Genomic DNA, 19,810 nt, shown 5'->3' with positions numbered 1-19,810 from the left:
TTAATCTATTTAAATCATTTAATTACATGAAAAAGAGAATACTTATATTAGCTGTATCCTTGTTCGCGGTATGCGGAGCATTTGCGCAAGGATACCAATTCACCGTTGTGAAAGAGAACCCTATAACTCCTATCAAAAACCAGAGCAACAGCGGTACCTGCTGGAGCTTCTCGGCTGTGGGATTCCTCGAATCGGAATTAATCCGCATGGGCAAAGGCGAACACGACCTGTCGGAAATGTATATCGTCCGCCGCAACTATAAAGACCAAGCCGAAAAGTATGTCCGTCTGAGCGGCCACCTGAACTATGCTCAGGGAGGTTCTTTCGCCGACGTAATCGAAACGCTTAACGAATACGGCGTTATGCCCGAAGCTGCTTATAAAGGGCTGAACTATGGCGAAGACATGCACGTACACGGCGAGCTCGAAGCAGTATTGAGCGGCTATGTAAAAGGCGTGGTCGAAAACAAGAACCGCAAATTGACCACTGCCTGGAAGAATGGTCTCGACGGTATATTGGATGCTTATTTCGGAGCAGTGCCTGCCGAGTTTACATACCAAGGCAAGAAGTACACTCCGCAAGCCTTTGCCAAAAGCTTGGGCTTAAAACAGGAGGACTTTATCTCAATATCGTCTTTCACACACCACCCGTTCTATGAGCCATTTGCTGTGGAAGTTCCCGACAACTGGCGCTGGGCGCTTTCGTACAACTTGCCTATCGACGAGATGATGCAAGTGATGGACAACGCCATCGAAAACGGCTACACAATCGCTTGGGCAAGTGATGTGAGCGAACTCGGCTTCACCCGCGATGGTATAGCGGTTATTCCTGACGAGCTGGCTGCCGAGAATGTAGGCTCCGACCAGGCACACTGGTTAGGCTTATCCCGCAATGAGAAGCTTAACGCTTTGAGAAGAAGAGTAACCGAAGGTCCTGTGAAAGAGAAAGATATCACGCAGGAGATGCGCCAGACAGCATACGACAACTACGAAACAACCGACGACCACGGCATGCAAATCTACGGCATCGCCAAAGACCAGAACGGTACCAAATACTATATGGTGAAGAACTCTTGGGGCGAAGCCGGCACGTACAAAGGCATCTGGTATGCTTCGGAAGCGTTCGTGCGCTACAAGACTATCAGCTTCGTTATCAACAAAGGTGCGCTCCCTAAGGATATCAACAAGAAATTGAAGTTCTAACCAACCCTAAATAAACCTATCCAAGAGAGGCTATTTATAGCCTCTTTTTTTGTACCCCAAAAAGTTACAAAAGTGTCGCTTTTTTGTTACCCTCGTGTTACTTTTGTGCACTTCAAATCATATTCATTATAAGGATATTAAGCAAAAAAAGCATACAAAAAGTATATATTATTTGTGCATTTTTTAGTGTGGTTACTTTTTTATTTTTATAACCGTAGAGTTTTGTCATGCCGAGCCTTTGGCGAAGCATCTCATGCCGTTAATGGAAAGAAATCCCTCGCATCCGCCCGGGATGACAATCTATATGTCAACTTTTCTTGTATAGATAAAGTTTTTTGTAACTCGTAACTTGTAACTGCCCGAAGGGCGAAGTAACTGTGCGAAGCACATCAGTCCTTCTTGCAGCGAACTAACAAAAACTTATTATAGTTTCTATTCTTTAAAAAAAATGCGCTTTACCCTTCGCGACACAGCAGTCAATATTTCATACGGAATCGTTTCTATTTTTTCAGCCAATGTAGTCACCGGCTGCTCTTTTCCGAAAATGACAACCGAATCGCCTTCTTTAGCCTCTATACCCGTAATATCTATCATCGTGAGGTCCATACAGATATTGCCTACTATCGGCGCTTTCTGCCCGTTAACAACGACCTCCCCCACTCCATTGCCGAATCGCCGCGAAAGCCCGTCGGCATAGCCTATACGGATGGTAGCGATAGTCGAATCCTTTTCAATTTTACCTTTACGCCCATAACCGACAGTTTCGCCTGCCGGAATATGCTTTATCTGCAAAATAGTTGTCTTCAATGTACATACATTCTGCAAGCGGTCTAAACCGCTGGCACTAACGCCATACAGGCTAATCCCGAGCCTCACCATATCCATCTGCTCTTCGGGGAAGCGTTCTATTCCCGCCGAGTTGAGAATGTGGTGCATAACAGGATAAGGAAGGTTATCGGATAATTCTTTCGATATTTTTTTGAATGTCGATATCTGTTGTGTAGTGAAATCATCGAACTGCCAGCTTTCGCTTGCTGCCAGATGGGAAAATACGGAGCGCACCGATACCCCCACTTGCGTGCAAAGCAAATCAATCAGATGAGGAATATCTTCCTGAGTGAAGCCCAAACGGTGCATACCCGTATCTATCTTCAGATGGATGGGGTAATTCGAAACGCCCTGTGCGCGCGCTTCCTTGATGTAAGCCTCGAGTATGCGGAAATTATACACTTCGGGCTCGAGCGAGTAAGTGACCAGTTCTTCAAATCCACCTACCTCGGGATTCAGCACAATAATCGGCATCGAAATACCTTCCTTACGCAAAATAACACCTTCTTCGGCCACGGCAACAGCCAGATAGTCGCATTTGTGATATTGAAGCGTCTTAGCCACCTCCGAAGCGCCCGTTCCATAGGCGTCGGCTTTCACCATGCATATAATTTTGGTATCAGGCTTCAAGTGAGAACGATAGAAGTTGAAGTTGTGCACAATAGCATCCAAATCCACTTCGAAAACCGTTTCATGTGTCTTTACTTCGAGCAGGCGGTTAATTTGTTCGAACGAAAAATTGCGCGCCCCCTTCAATAGCACCACCGCATCGCGCAAATTCATCCATCTACAGGAATGTACAAACGATTCGGTAGAGGGATAAAATTCGGCATGCAAATGGGTAAACAGCTCTTTTTGCTGCCCTATTTCCGACCCTATGGCAATCAGTGTATCTATTCCTTTTTGCCGGACAAGGTCTGCTGCAATCGTATATAAATTATGGTTGTCTATACCCGATTGCGGGATATCCGAGAGGATAAGTATCTTTTTCAGTTCGCTGTTTGTCGCCCGTTGCTCCAGAAAGCCGAGTGCGATATTCAGCGAATTGATATCGGTATTGTATGAATCATTTATCAGGATACATCCGTTCTTTCCCGGACGCACATCCAACCGCATAGCAATAGGCGTCAGCTGGCGTACACGCTCGATAAGCGCTTCGATAGGGATGTGCATATAAACGGCAGCCGTCACGATATGCATCACGTTTTCGAATGAAGCCTCATCCACAAAAGGGATTTCCATTATCACCTTGAAATCCAGCAAGGTCATTTTCACAAGAGTGGCGTTTTTCTCTCTTTTTATTTTGTATATCTTGACCGGGCTTTCGTGTGCAGCCTTACGCGACCATGTAATGCGTTTATGCGAAAGGCAGGCAATCTGCATACATTCTTCGAGCAGTTCGTTTTCCTCTTCGCATATAATGACATCGCAATTAATAAACAATTCGAGCTTTTCGAGGCATTTTTGCTTCATCGACTCGAAGCCTTCCTGATGCGCTTGCCCGATATTCGTAAAAATACCGATGTTCGGCTTTATTATCGGTTGGAGGGAGGACATCTCTTCTACTTGCGAAATGCCGGCTTCAAAAATTCCCAGTTCCGTATATTCGTCCATTTGCCACACCGAAAGCGGGACACCTACCTGCGAATTATAGCTTCGTGGCGAATGAGTTATATGAAAATTCGGAGCTAATACCTGATAGAGCCATTCTTTGACCACTGTTTTGCCGTTACTCCCCGTAATGCCTATCACAGGAATATCGAAACGGTTGCGGTGGTATGTTGCCACACGCTGCAATGCTTTCAATGTATCAGGGACGACTAAGAAATTGGCATCGTCGAATGATTCCCATTCGGGCAGCATCTTACTGACCACGAAGTTACGAACCTTAGAATGGTACAACTCTGTCACATATTTGTGCCCGTCGTTGTTTTTCGTAACAAGGGCGAAAAAAAGGGTTTCGGCAGGAGAAAACAAATTGCGGCTATCGGTAAGTAAAATACTGATTGTCGCGTCTTTTGGTTCAAGCCCCTTTAAACCTAAAGCCTTTGTTATTTCCTCTATTTTGTATTTCATTTAATCGCCTTGTAATCGGTTGGTTAATAGTTTCTCCTCTTCGCTACAACAAATGTATGGATATTTCTCCTTAAATAAAGCTACTTTATTGAGGGTTAGACTTAAAAAATGTTTATAATCAGCACCCTTTTCGTCGAACGGGCGATGAGCTATTGCGGCGGCGATTTTGTCCCATTCTTTTATCACTTTCATTGTATCGGAAGAGAAATATGTTTCGGCGAAACGTTCGTAAATGTACTGAACAGCAACATCGGACGGGTGAACCATATCCTCTGCATAAAAGCGGTAATCGCGCAATTCGTCCATCATAATCTCATAAGAAGGGAAATAAGCTATCGTTTCGTGCTGCTTTTTCAGTTCCTCGGCAGCCAGCAACAAAGTCGCCTTGCTCAACTGGTTGTCGTGCGCTCCATCCTTAAAATGACGGATAGGGCTTACTGTAAAGAGTATTTTTATGTTCGGGTTAATTGCTTTCAGTTTGCCCAATAAAGTATTCCATTCGCTGACAATATCGGAGACACTCAAGCGGAATCGTTCGAAATCGGCAGCAGGAAACTTATGGCAGTTGCCGACAACCATTTTGTTCGCACACAAACGGTAAACATAGGCCGTCCCGAAAGTGACAAGCAGAATATCGGTCTGTTTCAGGCAATTATGCGCTTCGGCGAATGCTTCGTTGATTTTTCGCAAAGCATCACCTTTATCATCGGAGGAGAACCGGCTATGATGCCAGAAGCTATGGTATAAGCCGTTGTCTTCGACTAATTCGTCTTCTGCAAAAGGACGATTCTCTATCAACCGGTTCAACGATTGGCTTATCGAGAGAGGGTTATAAAGGATACCAAAAGGGTTCAGATTTACCTGAAACTTGGCACGGATGAGCTTTTCTCCTACATTTTCGGCAAAGCACGAACCCATCATCATCACTCTATCATGGTGAGAGATGGTCATGGGAGAATGAGGAATATCAACTTTTGTAGTAAACTCCATATTTGCTATTTTGAGACAAATATAAGAGAGTTTTTCTTTCGCAATCACATTTTTTCCGACTTTGCATCACCGGCAGATTAAAGTTTCAAGCTATTTAAAATAATATCCGGCCAGCAAATGCTGACCGGATACTGCTTAATGGAAGCTTACGGAGTAGAATAACTATCAAGTCTCACATGTTATATCACAGCTTTATTACTTCTTTCTTTCCGCTATATGAAACCTCTACTCCTTTTGTATTTACATTGAAAACTTTGGGATTCTTCTTGTCTACAAATACCACATTGAACATCCGCTCTTTAAGCATGCCCGGATATTCGCCTTGGCGGTCGCCGATAACCAATGTACGCGATGCCTCGTCGTACGTCATCGGAATCATACTGTATTGTCCTTTCTCGTAATTGTAATTCACGCCTTCGTCTTCGTACAGCGTAAATGTACCATCCTGACCGGCATATACATACAATGTAATATTTTCAGGTAATTTTTCATCGACATATTCAATTTCAGGGCCATAAGGAGGAAGGCAGCGTCAGAGTGGCGTGATAAGCTTCTTTATTGATGCCGACCACAGCCGGATTTTCCCAGTCAGAAACAGTCTGGGCACTGACATAAGTCGTGCCCAGCAGTAAAAGGAAGAAGAATATTTTCTTCATTTTTAAATATTTACTTTAGTTGTTAGAGGAAGCTTGGCAGAGGAAGTCCCTACAAGCACTTCGATCGTTCCGCTTTCGAGCTGCCAGCCGTTAGTCGCCTCATCCCAGTAACGCAATTCGGAAACAGGAACTTCAAGAGTGATTGTTTGAGTGCTTCCTGCACCAAGAGTAACACGCTTGAAAGCTTTCAACTCTTTATGCGGCCATTCAACTGTTGCATCGGGGCGACGCACATAGAGTTGCACCACTTCGTCAGCTTCCATAGAACCTTTATTGGTTACATCGAAAGTGATTTTTATAACATCGTCAGCAACATATTTGCTCTTATCGCTCTGGATATTGGCATAGTCGAAACTTGCATAAGAAAGACCATGACCGAAAGGATAAAGCACCGGCATATTCTTCGTATCGAACCAGCGATATCCCACCAACAGGCCTTCGGAATAGTGAGCCTTCGGACTGTTAACATTTTCATCATATTCGGTTTCTCCTACAATATCGTGTCTGAATTGAGCGGCAAAAACGTCTCCATCACTCACCACTTCTTTCGAGAAATTGCCCAAAGCATAAGCCGGAGAATCTTCAAGTTTCAGCGGGAATGTGAAAGGTAGTTTTCCCGAAGGAGAAATGTTGCCAAGCAATACATCGGCCAAAGCATGTCCGCCTTCAAGACCATTCCACCAAGCCTGAACGATAGCATTCGATTTCTTTTCAACTACTCTCAAGTCGCAAGGACCGCCCGATACAACTACGGTTACGATATTCGGATTCACTTCGGCAAGCTTAGCAATAATTATATCCTGACTAACAGGCAGAAGAATATTTTCGCGGTCGATACCTTCGCTTTCAATGAATTTGTTTGTTCCGGCAAAGAAAAGGACAAGGTCTGCATTGCGAGCAGCAGCGATAGCTTCGGCTAACAATTTCGCATCAGGAGCTTCATCCAAGGTTTGGGCAATTTCGGGAGTATTGGCTTTGCTTCCTGCAAACATACCCATGTAGTTTTTGTAAGCAGGTGCATATTGTATTTCTACGTCATTGCCTATGCGGTTTTTGAGCCCTTGCAACGGAGTTATTTCGTAAGGAGTTTTAGCTCCTGCCCCCATACCGCCCGAAGCAGTCGTGGCTGTGGCATTAAGCCCGATAACAGCTATCTTCTTCGTCTTTTTTGTATCGATAGGAAGAACTTCTTTCTCGTTTTTAAGAAGGACGATAGATTTGGCAGCAACGTTGTAGGCTACTTGCTGTTGTTCCTTTTGGGAAATCTTGACAGTATTGGCTTTGTCATTCGGAATGGCTTCGATAGCAAAACGAAGACGAAGAATCTCACGTACCTTATCATCCACAACAGATTCGTTGAGTTTGCCTGCACGTACCGAATCGATCAACGCAGGGCCGAAGTAATTATCTCCTGTCATTTGCACATTCAATCCACCTAAAGCGGCTCCCATAGTGCTGTGCGTACCTCCCCAATCGGATACGGTCATACCCTTGAATCCCCATTCGCCACGAAGGATCACATTGTTGAGGTGGTTATTTTCGGAACCGTAATAGCCGTTTACTTTATTATAAGCGGGCATCACACACATAGCACCCCCCTCTTTTACGGCAGCTTCGAATGCTTTGAGATAGATCTCGCGCATCGGTCTCTCTGCAATTATCACATCCACACTCCCACGGTTTGTTTCCTGATTGTTGAGCGCATAATGTTTGAGACAAGCGGCTGTTCCCGCATCCTGCATACCTTTGGTATAACCAACAGCAAGTATCGCATTCAGAGCAGGATCTTCGCTGAAATATTCGTAAGTACGTCCGCCTATAGGCAAACGCTGAATATTCATAGCAGGGCCGAGAATGATATCTTTCCCGCGGCGGCGGGCTTCGGTTCCGAGAGCGTTACCGTAATCGTAGGAGAGGTCATAAGACCAAGTTGCAGCAAGTGCAGAACCTGTTGGGTAATAGGTCGCAGAGTCGGTAGTCCAGTTCAGAGGTTGGAAACCTTCTCCTATTTCCTCGCGGACAGCAAAAGGGCCATCGGCGTATTTGATATCTTGAATACCCAAGCGAGGAACTCCCTCGGAGGACATAATAGTCTTGCTGTGAAGCATTTCCACTTTTTCTTCGAGAGTCATCTGGGCAATAATTTCAGTGATCTTTTCATCGTTTACGGTGAGCTTCTCCTGAGGAGAGCTTTGAGGGGCATTGCATCCTGTCATAATGGGAATAAGCATAAGCAGGGCTACGTTTTTAATGATTTGTTTCATGGATATATAGTTTATTTTAATAATTATCTGATACAAAGATAAACAGTGCTTTCCGGAATGGACGGTTCAAATGTTTGCAAAGCGAATATCTAAAAAACCTGTATGGGTATATAATGTTTTAAATAGGGGGCAGAAATGTTACAAGGCATCAGAAGGAAGTGCTGAGGCATACTATACTTGCACGCTCCGCCATTACCATATCAATATATGCAATCGCCGGAGGTAAAAAACAAACTCCAACCAAATAAATTATCTGGTTGGAGTCGGGATAAGATTTATCTATGCTGAAATATTACTTCCCGAAATTACGGCTCACAAACGGCAAGCCTGTGTAGAGTGCCGAATGAAAATACTCCCAGCTATGTCCACCATCACGTATGCGAAATTCGCAAGGAATATAGGCTTTGCGCATGGCTTGGAAGAACTCGATGTTTCTGTCCAGCAGGAAATCATCGTCGCCACAATCCACAAACCACTTGACTGTACGCAATTGTTTTTTGCGTTCCTCATCTGCTTTCTCCACATATTTCACACAACTGTTATCTTTAACGGATTGCGTAAGAATAGCCAATTTGTCCCCGGGTTCGCGAGGTTGAGCGGCTCCTTGTTGCGGAATATCCATTAAGGCACTTATTGCATAAACGGAAGAGAACAATTCGGGATGTTTCTGTCCATAGGCAGCAGCACCACCGCCACCCATAGAAAGCCCCGCCACAGCACGATGCGATTTATCTCCAATCACACGGTAGGTACTTTCGATATGCGGCAGGAATTCCGTAAAGAAGAATGTTTCGTACTTCCAGCCGGGCATATCAAAATAGCCGTTCCAATGACCTTCGTCAAAGCTGCCGCCGGCATTTGGACTTACAATAATCATTTCTACAGCTTCTCCTGATGCAACAAGCTGATCCATGACTTCACTCGCATGCCCCCGCCAAAACCAAGCTTTGTCGGTATCGGTCATACCATGTAGCAAGTAAAGAACAGGATATTTCCTATCCGTTTCGGCTTCGTAGCTTTTGGGAAGGTAGATAGTATATTCCCGTTCAGCATTGAGAACCTTACTTTGCATGCTGTGGTGGACAACCTTACTTTGCGGTCCCCATTGGGCAAATAGCAGACATAGCTGAGATAAGGCGGCTATTAACAATATGATTCGTTTCATATAGTTTTTTACTTTTACATTTCCACCCGAAGGGCAAAACCGCCTCCCGATGCTAAATGGATATCAAGATTCTTTTTGCCTTTCAACTGAATGCTCTCTTTTTTATAATCTTCTCCATGGCGATGTGCATTCACCCCATCTTTAAACAAGGTGGCTGAGTATGCCTTTCCTCCAAGGAAAGAGAGATCTACTTTCAGGTCGCGGGCATCCCAGTTGGTCATTCCACCGATGTACCATACATTTCCTTTACGGCGCGCAGTAACGATGTATTCTCCCACTTTGCCATCTAAGGTAATGGTCTCGTCCCATACGGTAGGGATAGCAGCAATAAATTCCAAAGACTCGGGTTCGCGCATGTAGTTGGTAGGCGTATCGCACAACATATTGAAAGGTGATTCGAACACAACATAGCTTGCCAATTGGTGGCAGCGAGTTCCCTGGCTCATCGGTTGAGAGTTCGAAGGATGATAGTTTCCTCTCGCTCCATTACGCATGGCGCCTTGTGTGTAATCCATCGGTCCGGCCACCTGACGAATAAATGGGATGGTTACATCATATTTCATTTGGTCTACCTCGGCAGACGACCATTTCATTTGCTCCAATCCGTGTACACCTTCAAAGTTCAGAACGTTGGGATAGGTGCGGTTCAGCCCGGCAGGTTTGTACATGCCGTGCAGGTCGAGTATCATGTTGTATTTGGCACAGGTAGCGGCAGCACGATAGTTGAACTCTACCATCTCCTGATCGTCCCTATCCATAAAATCGACTTTGAAACCTTTCACTCCCATCTCTGAATAGTGGCGGCATACATTCTCCATATCGCGGTTGAAAGCGTGGTAGCCTGCCCACAGGATAATATCTACATTTCTGGCGGCACCATAGTCGACCAGTTCTTTAATATCGATTTCATCAACTACCTGCATCAAGTCGGCTTTCAGGTTTACAGCCCATCCTTCGTCCAGAATAACATATTCTATGCCGTTGGCAGCAGCAAAGTCAATATAGTATTTATACGTATCGTTATTGACACCCGAAATAAAGTCAACGCCGGTAATATTCCAGTCGTTCCACCAATCCCATGCTACTTTTCCGGGCTTAATCCATGAAATATCCGAAATGCGCGAAGGTGCTGCCAATTTGTAGGTCATATCACTATCTGCCAATTCTTTATCTGCTGTGGTAATGATAGCCATACGCCACGGGAAAGTACGCGCCCCATTTACTTTAGCGATGTAAGGCTCACGCTCGGTCACCGAGAATTGCAGCATGTTATGCCCTCCCAATTCGGATGCACGGGGATAGGGTGCAAACATACCTGTCAGCGAGTGGTTGCCTTGTGCGCTGGAAAGGAAAAGACCCGGATAGCCTTCCAAATCGGACTCACTGATACATATTTTCTTCCCGCTTGAAGTTTCAGCGACCAATGGCAAGAACATGAGACGTCCTTTATTGAGTTTAGAAAGCTTGTCGACAGTATAGGTGTTTTCGAAGGAAGTATGGAACTGCGATTCGTAATTAGCATCCTCTCCGTACTTTACGTAAGGTACGGTAGTAGTGACATCGCCGCCGAAGTTGTAAGCAACCTCTTCGCCTGCAATGGTAAATGCTTTTTTACGCTTATTTACAAAACGATAGGCTACCCCATCATTATAGACCCGAAATTCAACGCTCCACTGTTTCTTGAAATTGAGGGTGAGCAAGGTATATTCATCCTCAATCTTGTCTTTTCGGTAGAAAGGAGAAGCGATAGTTTGCCGGATATTCTTTTGGGTACTCTGCGATAGCTGAGGTTTTTCGCCCCATACTTCGCCACTGCTGAGTGTAAGCGAGATAGGGGAATCGTGTAGAACGGTTTCTCCGTCGTGAGCAATCGAGTATTTCAATTTATCATCCAAAGTCACGGTAGCCACAATTCTGCCATCAGGAGATGTCGCTGTAAGTTGCTTTTGTGCATAACTGCTGAAAGCAAATGCCATACACAATAGAGCTAAAATAGTTTTTTTCATATTTAATGTATTATAGATTTAGTTCGTTATTTTTAGCACCAGGGATATATCATTAGGTTTCTTACCTTTTGGCAAACTTACAAAAAGTCCGTTACTTTTCCTTTGAAAATCAACTTTTCCGCCTCCCAATATTTCTACTTTTTTTATCTTGCCGGTATAATAAGGACTATCCGAAGCCAAAGATTTAATCAAAACCTTTCCATCTTCAGGCCATTCCATTACGTGTGCATATAGCGTTTTACCCTTCTCCACAAAGCGAATGTCTGCCGAAGTGTAAGGTGCGTTTTTCCCCTCATTAAAGCCTGCTCCGTCCAAAGGGATAGCAGTTTCAGCAACAGGACCTTCTCCGAAAATACGCCAAGGGCGCGTGTCGAAGATACCTTCTTTGTTGATATCCATCCATGCAGCAATGTCTTCCAGTATCTTTTCTTCTTTGTCGTCGATGGTTCCATCTCCTTTTATAGGGACACTTAGCAATAAGTTTCCGTTTTTGCTGACAATGTCGATAAGCATGTGGATAACCATTTTGCCCGACTTATACCAGTTGTCTACATAAGTAGAACGGTTATAGTGCCAAGTTCCGAGACAGCTACAAGTTTGCCAGGCTTTGTCCTGACACTCCGACGGTACGCCTTTTTCTACATCCCACACAATAGCCTCTTTGTGCTGATCTTGCAATTTCTTGCCGAAAACAACGGCGTTGAGCTTGCCTTTATTCTGTTTCATGTTGTGGTTGTAGTAGTGGGCTACAACTTCCAGACCTGTGTTGTCGATGGGAAAGAATGGCAATACACTATCATCGAAATAAACGAGGTCGGGATTGTACTTGTTTATCATGTCGACAGTGCGGTCGAAGAAGTTATCGTAGTAAGCCTGAGGAGGTACTGAGGTGCCTTCCGGCCAGTCCCACGCAGCCCATGCATGACCACTAAGGGCATGGTTTTGGACATAAAGTTCCTGCGGGTCATATCCTTCCCACCATTTGCCTTTACCATCTTCTTTAGTCACGACACGGGCATCGTAAGAAATACCGGCATAAGGTCCTTTTTTATCAGCACCTTGTGCGGTTTCGTACCATGTCCATGCATGTGAAGAGTGTATGCTGACACCATAAGGGAGTTTATATTTGCGGGCAGCTTTTTCCCACTCGCCCAGAATATCACGTTTAGGCCCCATGTTTACAGAGTTCCACGATTGGTATTTGCTGTCCCATAAGTCCATATTGTCATGATGGTTACCCATAGCAAAGAAGTATTGAGCACCTACACGTTTGTAGAGGGCGACAAGTTTTTCAGGATCCCATTTCTCGGCTTTCCACTCGTTTATTACATCTTTGAACCCAAATTCGGAAGGATGCCCATATTTTTCGAGGTGTACTTTGTAAGCATCTCCGCCTTCCTCGTACATGGCACGGCCATACCAGTCGCCCGCTTCGGGCTGGCATTGAGGTCCCCAGTGTGCCCAGATTCCGAACTTGGCATTTCGGAACCATTCGGGTGTCTCGTACTGTGATAGCGATTCCCAGGTCGGCTGAAATTTGCCTTGCTCTGCCTGCTCTTGCTTCTTTTGTTGGGCAGAAGCAGCTAAAACGCCTGTGAGAGCTACAGAAAGGAATAGCATTTTAAGTTTATTCTTATTCATCGTTATATTTTTATTTATGATATTGTTTATTCTGATTTAGAGCGGTTTCAATACTGCTACGTATCCTCCGCCATTTGCCATTTGTATTTTTATCGGCTTTCCGGCTTGTATCGTCATGCGATTTTTTCGGAGTTTTGTAGGATTTTTTCCTGCGTCTTTGGCATCTTCCCAATATTCCAACTCATATTTGCCGTCGGGTAAGAAGTCGGTAGCAATGCTGATGGTGCGGGAAGCATTATTATTCATCGCTCCCAGGAACCATTCTTTGCCTGAACGTTTAGCCATCACGATAAACTCTCCCGGATAGCCGTCTATAAAGCGGGTATCGTCCCACACAGTAGGCACAATCTGAAGGAAGTCGCTTCCGGGCTGGCCTAGCACATGCTTCGGATGTTCGCAAAAAACGGTAAAAGGACTTTCGTAAATCACAAACTTCGATAGTTCGGCGCACCGTGTATTCATAATCATAGTCGGCGACTGGTTCTTAAACTGTTCAGGAGTAACATTGAGGAAACCTCCGGGAGTGTAGTCCATAGGTCCTGCCAACATACGTGTAAACGGCAAAGTGACATTATGAGTGGGAACGATCCTATCTGAAAACTTGGAATATTCTTCTCCCAGTACGCCTTCGCGGGTTATCATGTTGGGGTAAGTGCGTTCTATACCATCAGGCTTGTAAGAACCATGGAAATTGACCATTAATTTATGCTTGGCTGCTTTTTTGATAACTTTACGGTACCAGTTTACCATTTCCTGATCGTCACGATCCATAAAATCGATTTTCACACCGGCAATGCCCCATTGCTGATACAGAGCAAATGCTTCTTCATAAGCATTATTCCGATTGGCATCCGTGCTGTATAACCATAGCCAGATACGCACATTCTTCTCCCGGGCATAAGCGAGTATTTCGGGCATATTGATTTGGGGTGCAGGTTGGGTAATATTGGCTTCGGGTTGGTTAAATGGCCCGTACCACTGCCAGTCGATCAGCATATAAGGCCATCCCTGTGCAGAAGCAAAATCAATATATTCTTTGATGACAGGCATTTCCATTTTCACTTCCCCACTCCACCAGTGATCCCAAGCACAAAGCCCTGGCTTTATCCACGAAGGATTTTCGATAGCACAAGACGGGTTAAGGGATTGAACGATCTCGGACTCGATGAAGCGTCCCGGATTGTCGCCAATCATCACTACACGCCAAGGAGTATAGATTTTATCGGAGAAGCGGGCTTTCGCTCCTTCTTCTTTTTCGCCCGGCAGCGGAGAAAGCTTGGTAGTAAGTAATACTTGTTCTTCAGCATCGTCAGTTCTGCGACCGATGTAGAATCCCGGGTAGTTGTCGATATGCGCCTCGGTGATAGCGAGGTAGTTTTGCTTATCAACTTCTACCAGCAAAGGTAGTCCCGCTATGGATTGTGCCGTCAATTCAGTAACAGGGCGCTTATTAAATTCACCTTCCTGACTGGAAATGTAGCCGTAGTATTCGGCTACCCATGCATGAGCATGAGCAGGTAGGGAGAATCCGGTCAACTCGCGGGTAATGGCTCTGTCGCCGATAGTTTTGCTGCTATATAGCTGATAGCGAAAGGCAATACCATTGTTGTAAGCCCTGAAAAAGAGATCCATCCGGCGTCTTTCGCCTTCTTTTTCTATCAGAGCGATATGGCTTTCGTTCCACTGCACATCTATGTGTGCGTGTTTATTTTTCACTACGGGTGTCCAAGAATCACGCTGCGAGATAGATTGAGGGCTATTGAGTAAGGTAAAGCCGCTATGCATGGCTGGCTCGTCCTGAAACTCGAAACCGAGAGGTGAAGTATTTATTACTTGATTTCCTTTATAAGAAACGGAGTAAGACAGTTTGTCGGACAAGTTGATGTCCAAAGAGATTTGCCCATCGGGGGATTGCAAATTGACAGTTTGGGCACAAAGGCCAAAAGACAAACTTAGCAATATGCTGATTATACATGTTCTCATCATCATTATTTTAGTATGTTATTAATTAATTTACAACAGATTATCTTTCTTCCATTATAAGCACGTCCCACGCTCCCAGCGTGAGATTATCATTCTCCTTCACAGTCTTACCCGAAATCAGTTCTTTAGCCTGTGGATGTTTATAAACCAAATCCTTAGATTCGCCGCTATAATTGAAGATATAACGCACGGTTTTTCCTTGCTTGTTTGTTCCCGAGCGTTGGATAATAGGAAAAGTATAGCTATCTGATGATATAACCTTTGCTTCTAGTGCAACCTTTTTCACGATAGCATCTAATAGCTTTTGAGAAGGATATGTTCCTATATAGGTCAATTTTCCTTTACCATAATTGTTTTCTGTAATGACAGGCCATTTACCGAAGAAATCGTGTTCGGCGTAAGCCAACGGTGTTGCTGTTTCAGTTATCAGGAACTCATACCAATCGCTTATCTGATCCCAATTATCTAATTGAAAAGGGTTGTTTTTCAGCGACATGCCGCCAATAGTGGAATACTCCTGATAGTAAAATCCACAAGCCTTGCGCAATGGCCCGGGAGCATATGTTGCCCTAACGGCTGAATGCTCGTTGCAATATCCGCTTTTGTGCATCATCACTACGTGTCCTCCATCATTTACAAACTGGTCGATAGCCAATAACAACTCATCCGTAGCGACATAAAGAGGAGGGATAACCAACATATCGTACTGACTAAAGTCGGTAACTTTGTCGCAAGGAACAATGTCGGTTTCGATATTCTGGAAGTACAATGCCTTATGTACCATATCGATAGGGTAATTGCTCTTATAAGTATAAGGCATGAAACTAAGGGCATGATATGAATCATGGCTATAGAGGATTGCTGCTTTGTTTTTCTTTTTCAAGTCAACCAAAGAATTACCAATCTTTTTAAGCTCTTCCGCCGTAGTCTTAAACTCATTATATATGCGGTTGGGTTGTAGATCGTGCCCCAAAACTCCTCGCCAATAAGTCTCCTGCCCGTAGTGAAGAGTAGACCAGTGCCAATATTCTACCATATTTGCACCGGAAGCATAATGCCCATATACGTTCTGTCGCAACTGCTTGTCGTACGGCGGGTACTGTCCGCGTGCATCCCAGCCAATGCCTTGGGCATTGGTTTCCATCACAATATAATTGTTGCCGGCCACTGTGCGAACAAAGTCGCCTGCATAGGCTATGCGTTGCCCATCTTGCTTATCCTGCACATCATGATAAACATTAATTGCCGGATATTGCATCTGCCGGAAACTTTCCACCTGATCAATGTTTTGGAAGTCAGGCATAAAGCAGTGCGTCACAAATTGATCTTTGCGCTTGTATTCGTTTACGATATCGCATTGCCAGTTGAGGAAGTCTGCCACCTGCTTGCGGTTGTAGCGTTCCCACTCGTTCTTGTACGAAGGATTGGTTACACCATCACGGACATAGAATTCTTCCCAGGTATTGATATTCATGCCCCAGTAGTTCATTCCCCACTCTTTTGTAAGTAGATCCAGATCATTGTTGAAACGACTTTTGATGTAATTTCTGAATCCGATGAAATAATCTCGGTTATTCACTCCTCGCGCTTCGGTTTCGTTATCTACCTGATAGCCAATAACACCCGGATGTTGGGCATATCTTTCCATCAGCTTGCGGATAATACGCTCGCTGTAATATTTAAATGTCGGATTAGTGAAGTCAATGTTCTGGCGGATACCATAATAGGCTTTATTACCACGCTGATGCTCAGCCAATACTTCAGGGTGTTTGTAGGCCAGCCATGCAGGAATGGAATATGTGGGTGTTCCCAATATAACTTTAATTCCTGCCTGATGCATCTTATCTATGATGCGATCCATCCATTCAAATTCGAATACGCCTTCCTGTGGTTCAAATACGCCCCAAGTAGATTCGCCGACACGCACAACGGTAAGTCCGGCATTTTTCATCAGGCGGATGTCTTCGTCTAATCGTTCATAAGGCATATACTCGTGATAGTATGCCGCACCATACAAAGGTTTCTCAAACGTATATTGTGCATTGACGTGTGAAACAGCCAAAAATGCCAGCCATAGAATCAGGCTTAATTTAGTTTTCATGATTATTTGCGAATGATTGTTATTTATTACGAGGATATTTAGCCGGAATTGCCTTCATTTGTTCCTCAAAGATAGGATCCCATGTACAGGTTCTACGGTCGTAGAGCTGTGCTCCCTGAACATCCCAAAGCATAGGGCACATCCCTCTCGAATAGATGGCTTCGGTCACAGAAACACAAAATAGCCTTACTACTTCCCGCGTCCTGCCCGTGCCGTCGCATGCATATTCACCAACAATGTACGGGTATACCTTTGTCTACAAGGTTTACCTTCAACAAATCCATGTTGTCGTTAAGCTCCTTGAACTCTTCAGTTGTTCCCCACGAAGGGACACCTATACCCCATCCGGCGTCTACACCGTTGCCCAATATGGCAAACGTAGCCGGTGTATAATAATGCATAGTCACTGCTATGCGGTTTGCCGGGTCGTTTGGAATTTTGGTGAGTGGATCATAGGCATATTCTAAGCCTGTATTGTAAACTTCCATTAAAAGGTGGCGTTTTGCATTGTTACCGCCGGAAGCTCTTACGATGTCGACAAAGAGTTGATTGAGTTCATTTACATATCCAAATGCCTTTGCTTTATCGTTTTGGGTTCCGCCCCACGGAGTCCATATTTCATCATAGCCGATTTCATTCATCGGTTCAAACATCAACTGGTCTCCATATTTTTTAGAACGTTTGCATACTTGCTCCCATACCGAAGTAAATTTCTTCTTAGCCTCATTGTCTGTCGGAACTTTCTTTACCCACTCATTCTCGTGGTGTACGTTTATGATGGCTACCATGCCGCAGTCGAGTGTCCAGTTTAGGATCGTTTCAACCCTGTCCATAAGGTCGGGATGGATTTTATAATCATCTGACATCATATTACTCCAACTAACAGGAATTCGCAGCGAAGAATAACCGGCCTTGGCGTATCCTTCAATCATTTTCTTTGTAATGATGGGGCTGCCCCATGCGGTTTCGTAATTAGAGATGCTGCTTGGGTTAATCCAGTCGCCGGTGGCATCCAACGTATTACCGAGGTTTATGCCTAATCCCATTTCGTCGACCAGTTGGCGAGTAGTGAGATTCTCGCGTACGATGTATTTGCCCTTTTCCTCGAAAGAAGCTTCCTGCTCTACAGGTATTTCCTTTTCGAATCCCTCGGCGCTAACAATGAGCTTAGCATGGCGAATTTCTTGCAAAGGATTGGCTCCTACTGTTATTTTATACTGCTGAGTATTTTGCGAGGAACCCTGAACGGTGACCTGACACCATGTTTCGGAGCTTCGGACAGTTATATCTGCTTGGGTGAGTATGTAAAGCATCTCTGAACCTCCTTCTTTTGCGAAATTGAAGGAAGTTTGTTGTATATCGATCTCTGTCTTTCCGTCGCTATCGGAACATGCCGAAAGGACGAATGTTAGTATAATCATGCAACTCAATAATGTTTTCATGGTAGTCGTTTTAATAATATAATTATGGTATTGATTTTCTTAATCGTCAGTATGGATATTTGCCGGCAGCAGCCCCACGGAGCATGCCGTTATATACCTCGGGGTCGGTTATCCGCATATTGTCGCGACGGTCGAAAACCCCGCCTATTTCCCATATAAAAGGTACAGCTCCATGATTTTTGGCCTGCTCGGTTACAATCTGGTAGAAGTAACCGCGCGACTGATCGTGGGCTAATTGCATCTTGGGGTCATCGAATCGTCTTCTTGCAACTCCAAATTCGCCCAGGAAGGTCGGAATACCTTTATCGGTGAAATTGCGTTTAATTATCTGGAATTGTTCGAGCAGATAATCTTCCAATCCCCAAGTTGAGAACCGTCCTTCGTATTCGCCTACAGCATATTGCTCAAATCCTTTACCCCAGAAATACGCTATTTTTCCCCACGATTCATCTTTCTCCATAATACAAAAGTTGAAAGGGTCATAATAATGTACTTCAAGTATCATACGATTCTCGACCCAATCTTCAGGCAGTTTCATTATGCTTCCTGCCAGCCCAATATTCGTTTCGGGGGAAGGTATAACGAGGTTTCTGTAAGCATTGCGACCACCGCTGCGGCGAACAGCGTCTATGAACGTTTGCTCGTAGCTCCTAAGCACTTCTGCCTGTTCTTCATTCTTTGCATTAGGCTCATTACATCCGGCAAAGATCAGACGTTCGTCATAGTCGCGGAAGTAAACAGCTATTTGTTCCCAAAGAGCATTCTGTTTTATGTTTACAGCAGCTTGCTTATCCGGCGTACAGTTGTTTTCGAGCCAACCTCCATCCCAGTGGATGTTTAGCAGTACATACATGTCGTTGTTTATGCAGTAGTCCACAACCTCTTTCACACGGCTCATCCACCAATCTTTTATTTTGTAGGAGGTTTGATCTTCCAAATATTGATCCCATGCACACGGTAAGCGCACAGCATTATAACCCAGCGCTTTAATCTCTTTTATCATCGCTTCGGTAGTAACCGGATTGCCCCAGTGGGTTTCTCCACCTATAGCTTCCAATGTGTTACCGAGGTTCCAGCCCATCGTTATTTTGGAAGATAACTGGATAGCGTCGCTTTCCATGCCGGTCTTATCGGGGGGGATGCTAATATCTTTTTGCGCTTGCGCATCAAGGCAAGTGAAGAGGAAGATAGTCAGTATAATCATTATATTCGATTGCTTTTTCATGGATATGGTATTTAATCATTTAATGGTGAACAGAATCCGTATTGCGAAAATAAACGACATAACAGAGATACTTATGCTTGAATGTTTCAAAAAACAACCCTAAGACACCAAAGGCATCTCAGGGTTGTTTTTAATTAGGGTAACTTTTGTTAATACACACTCCGCAGGCTATTTATGACGGGTATTCGGCTTAATGGTAAATTTATTTTGCCCCTCTATTTAGTCTGCAAA

General features: G+C 44.4%; 12 protein-coding genes and 1 pseudogene. 1 reads left to right on the top strand and 12 read right to left on the bottom strand.

The genetic code is table 11. The annotated features are described in order from the left end of the window. Positions 1-26 precede the first annotated feature (26 nt). On the top strand, positions 27-1,202 hold the full coding sequence (locus tag D0T66_RS10610) for an aminopeptidase C (protein ID WP_163357260.1): 1,176 nt from the start codon (positions 27-29) through the stop codon (positions 1,200-1,202). 432 nt (positions 1,203-1,634) lie between these two features. On the opposite strand, the gene D0T66_RS10605 is transcribed toward D0T66_RS10610, so the two are convergent. From D0T66_RS10605 to D0T66_RS10550, 12 genes and pseudogenes are all read right to left on the bottom strand, one after another. Continuing rightward, a complete protein-coding gene (locus D0T66_RS10605) occupies positions 1,635-4,106 on the bottom strand; it encodes a bifunctional UDP-N-acetylmuramoyl-tripeptide:D-alanyl-D-alanine ligase/alanine racemase (protein ID WP_163357259.1) in 2,472 nt (823 codons plus the stop codon). Beyond that, on the bottom strand, positions 4,107-5,096 hold the full coding sequence (locus D0T66_RS10600; RefSeq protein WP_163357258.1) for a GSCFA domain-containing protein: 990 nt from the start codon (positions 5,094-5,096) through the stop codon (positions 4,107-4,109). A gap of 184 nt (positions 5,097-5,280) precedes the next feature. Further along, positions 5,281-5,616 (bottom strand): annotated as a pseudogene (locus D0T66_RS10595) (DUF5110 domain-containing protein); the annotation flags it as partial. Further along, positions 5,603-5,752, bottom strand: a complete 150-nt coding sequence (locus tag D0T66_RS10590; protein ID WP_163357257.1) for a hypothetical protein — start codon at positions 5,750-5,752, stop codon at positions 5,603-5,605. The pseudogene D0T66_RS10595 and the gene D0T66_RS10590, both read right to left, overlap by 14 nt. Positions 5,753-5,754: 2 nt before the next feature. Beyond that, a complete protein-coding gene (locus D0T66_RS10585; protein WP_221412209.1) occupies positions 5,755-8,016 on the bottom strand; it encodes a glycoside hydrolase family 3 C-terminal domain-containing protein in 2,262 nt (753 codons plus the stop codon). 292 nt (positions 8,017-8,308) lie between these two features. Further along, on the bottom strand, positions 8,309-9,181 hold the full coding sequence (locus D0T66_RS10580) for an esterase family protein (protein WP_163357256.1): 873 nt from the start codon (positions 9,179-9,181) through the stop codon (positions 8,309-8,311). 14 nt (positions 9,182-9,195) lie between these two features. Beyond that, a complete protein-coding gene (locus D0T66_RS10575) occupies positions 9,196-11,187 on the bottom strand; it encodes a glycoside hydrolase family 97 protein (protein WP_163357255.1) in 1,992 nt (663 codons plus the stop codon). 18 nt (positions 11,188-11,205) lie between these two features. Then, a complete protein-coding gene (locus D0T66_RS10570; RefSeq protein WP_370520795.1) occupies positions 11,206-12,807 on the bottom strand; it encodes an alpha-L-fucosidase in 1,602 nt (533 codons plus the stop codon). Positions 12,808-12,864: 57 nt separating this feature from the next. Next, positions 12,865-14,817, bottom strand: coding sequence for a glycoside hydrolase family 97 protein (locus D0T66_RS16355; RefSeq protein WP_255489805.1), 1,953 nt, complete (start codon positions 14,815-14,817; stop codon positions 12,865-12,867). Positions 14,818-14,851: 34 nt separating this feature from the next. Next, the gene (locus D0T66_RS10560; protein ID WP_163357253.1) at positions 14,852-16,912 is read right to left on the bottom strand and encodes a beta-galactosidase; all 2,061 of its coding nucleotides are present in this window, start codon (positions 16,910-16,912) and stop codon (positions 14,852-14,854) included. Between the two features lie 227 nt (positions 16,913-17,139). Continuing rightward, positions 17,140-18,354 carry a cellulase family glycosylhydrolase gene (locus D0T66_RS10555; RefSeq protein WP_255489804.1) on the bottom strand — a complete coding sequence of 405 codons (1,215 nt, stop codon included), beginning with the start codon at positions 18,352-18,354 and terminating at the stop codon, positions 17,140-17,142. Positions 18,355-18,400: 46 nt separating this feature from the next. Next, positions 18,401-19,579, bottom strand: coding sequence for a glycoside hydrolase family 5 protein (locus tag D0T66_RS10550; RefSeq protein WP_163357252.1), 1,179 nt, complete (start codon positions 19,577-19,579; stop codon positions 18,401-18,403). Positions 19,580-19,810 lie beyond the last annotated feature (231 nt).

Origin of the sequence: Dysgonomonas sp. 25, assembly GCF_010501075.1 — a bacterium.
GTDB lineage: Bacteria > Bacteroidota > Bacteroidia > Bacteroidales > Dysgonomonadaceae > Dysgonomonas.
This window is presented reverse-complemented; position numbering and strand designations above follow the sequence as displayed.

Coding starts and splice junctions, on each gene's coding strand:
- D0T66_RS10610 (WP_163357260.1), top strand. CDS start 27: ATGAAAAAGAGAATACTTATATTAGCTGTATCCTTGTTCGCGGTATGC.
- D0T66_RS10605 (WP_163357259.1), bottom strand. CDS start 4,106: ATGAAATACAAAATAGAGGAAATAACAAAGGCTTTAGGTTTAAAGGGG.
- D0T66_RS10600 (WP_163357258.1), bottom strand. CDS start 5,096: ATGGAGTTTACTACAAAAGTTGATATTCCTCATTCTCCCATGACCATC.
- D0T66_RS10590 (WP_163357257.1), bottom strand. CDS start 5,752: ATGAAGAAAATATTCTTCTTCCTTTTACTGCTGGGCACGACTTATGTC.
- D0T66_RS10585 (WP_221412209.1), bottom strand. CDS start 8,016: ATGAAACAAATCATTAAAAACGTAGCCCTGCTTATGCTTATTCCCATT.
- D0T66_RS10580 (WP_163357256.1), bottom strand. CDS start 9,181: ATGAAACGAATCATATTGTTAATAGCCGCCTTATCTCAGCTATGTCTG.
- D0T66_RS10575 (WP_163357255.1), bottom strand. CDS start 11,187: ATGAAAAAAACTATTTTAGCTCTATTGTGTATGGCATTTGCTTTCAGC.
- D0T66_RS10570 (WP_370520795.1), bottom strand. CDS start 12,807: ATGCTATTCCTTTCTGTAGCTCTCACAGGCGTTTTAGCTGCTTCTGCC.
- D0T66_RS16355 (WP_255489805.1), bottom strand. CDS start 14,817: ATGATGATGAGAACATGTATAATCAGCATATTGCTAAGTTTGTCTTTT.
- D0T66_RS10560 (WP_163357253.1), bottom strand. CDS start 16,912: ATGAAAACTAAATTAAGCCTGATTCTATGGCTGGCATTTTTGGCTGTT.
- D0T66_RS10555 (WP_255489804.1), bottom strand. CDS start 18,354: ATGAAAACATTATTGAGTTGCATGATTATACTAACATTCGTCCTTTCG.
- D0T66_RS10550 (WP_163357252.1), bottom strand. CDS start 19,579: ATGAAAAAGCAATCGAATATAATGATTATACTGACTATCTTCCTCTTC.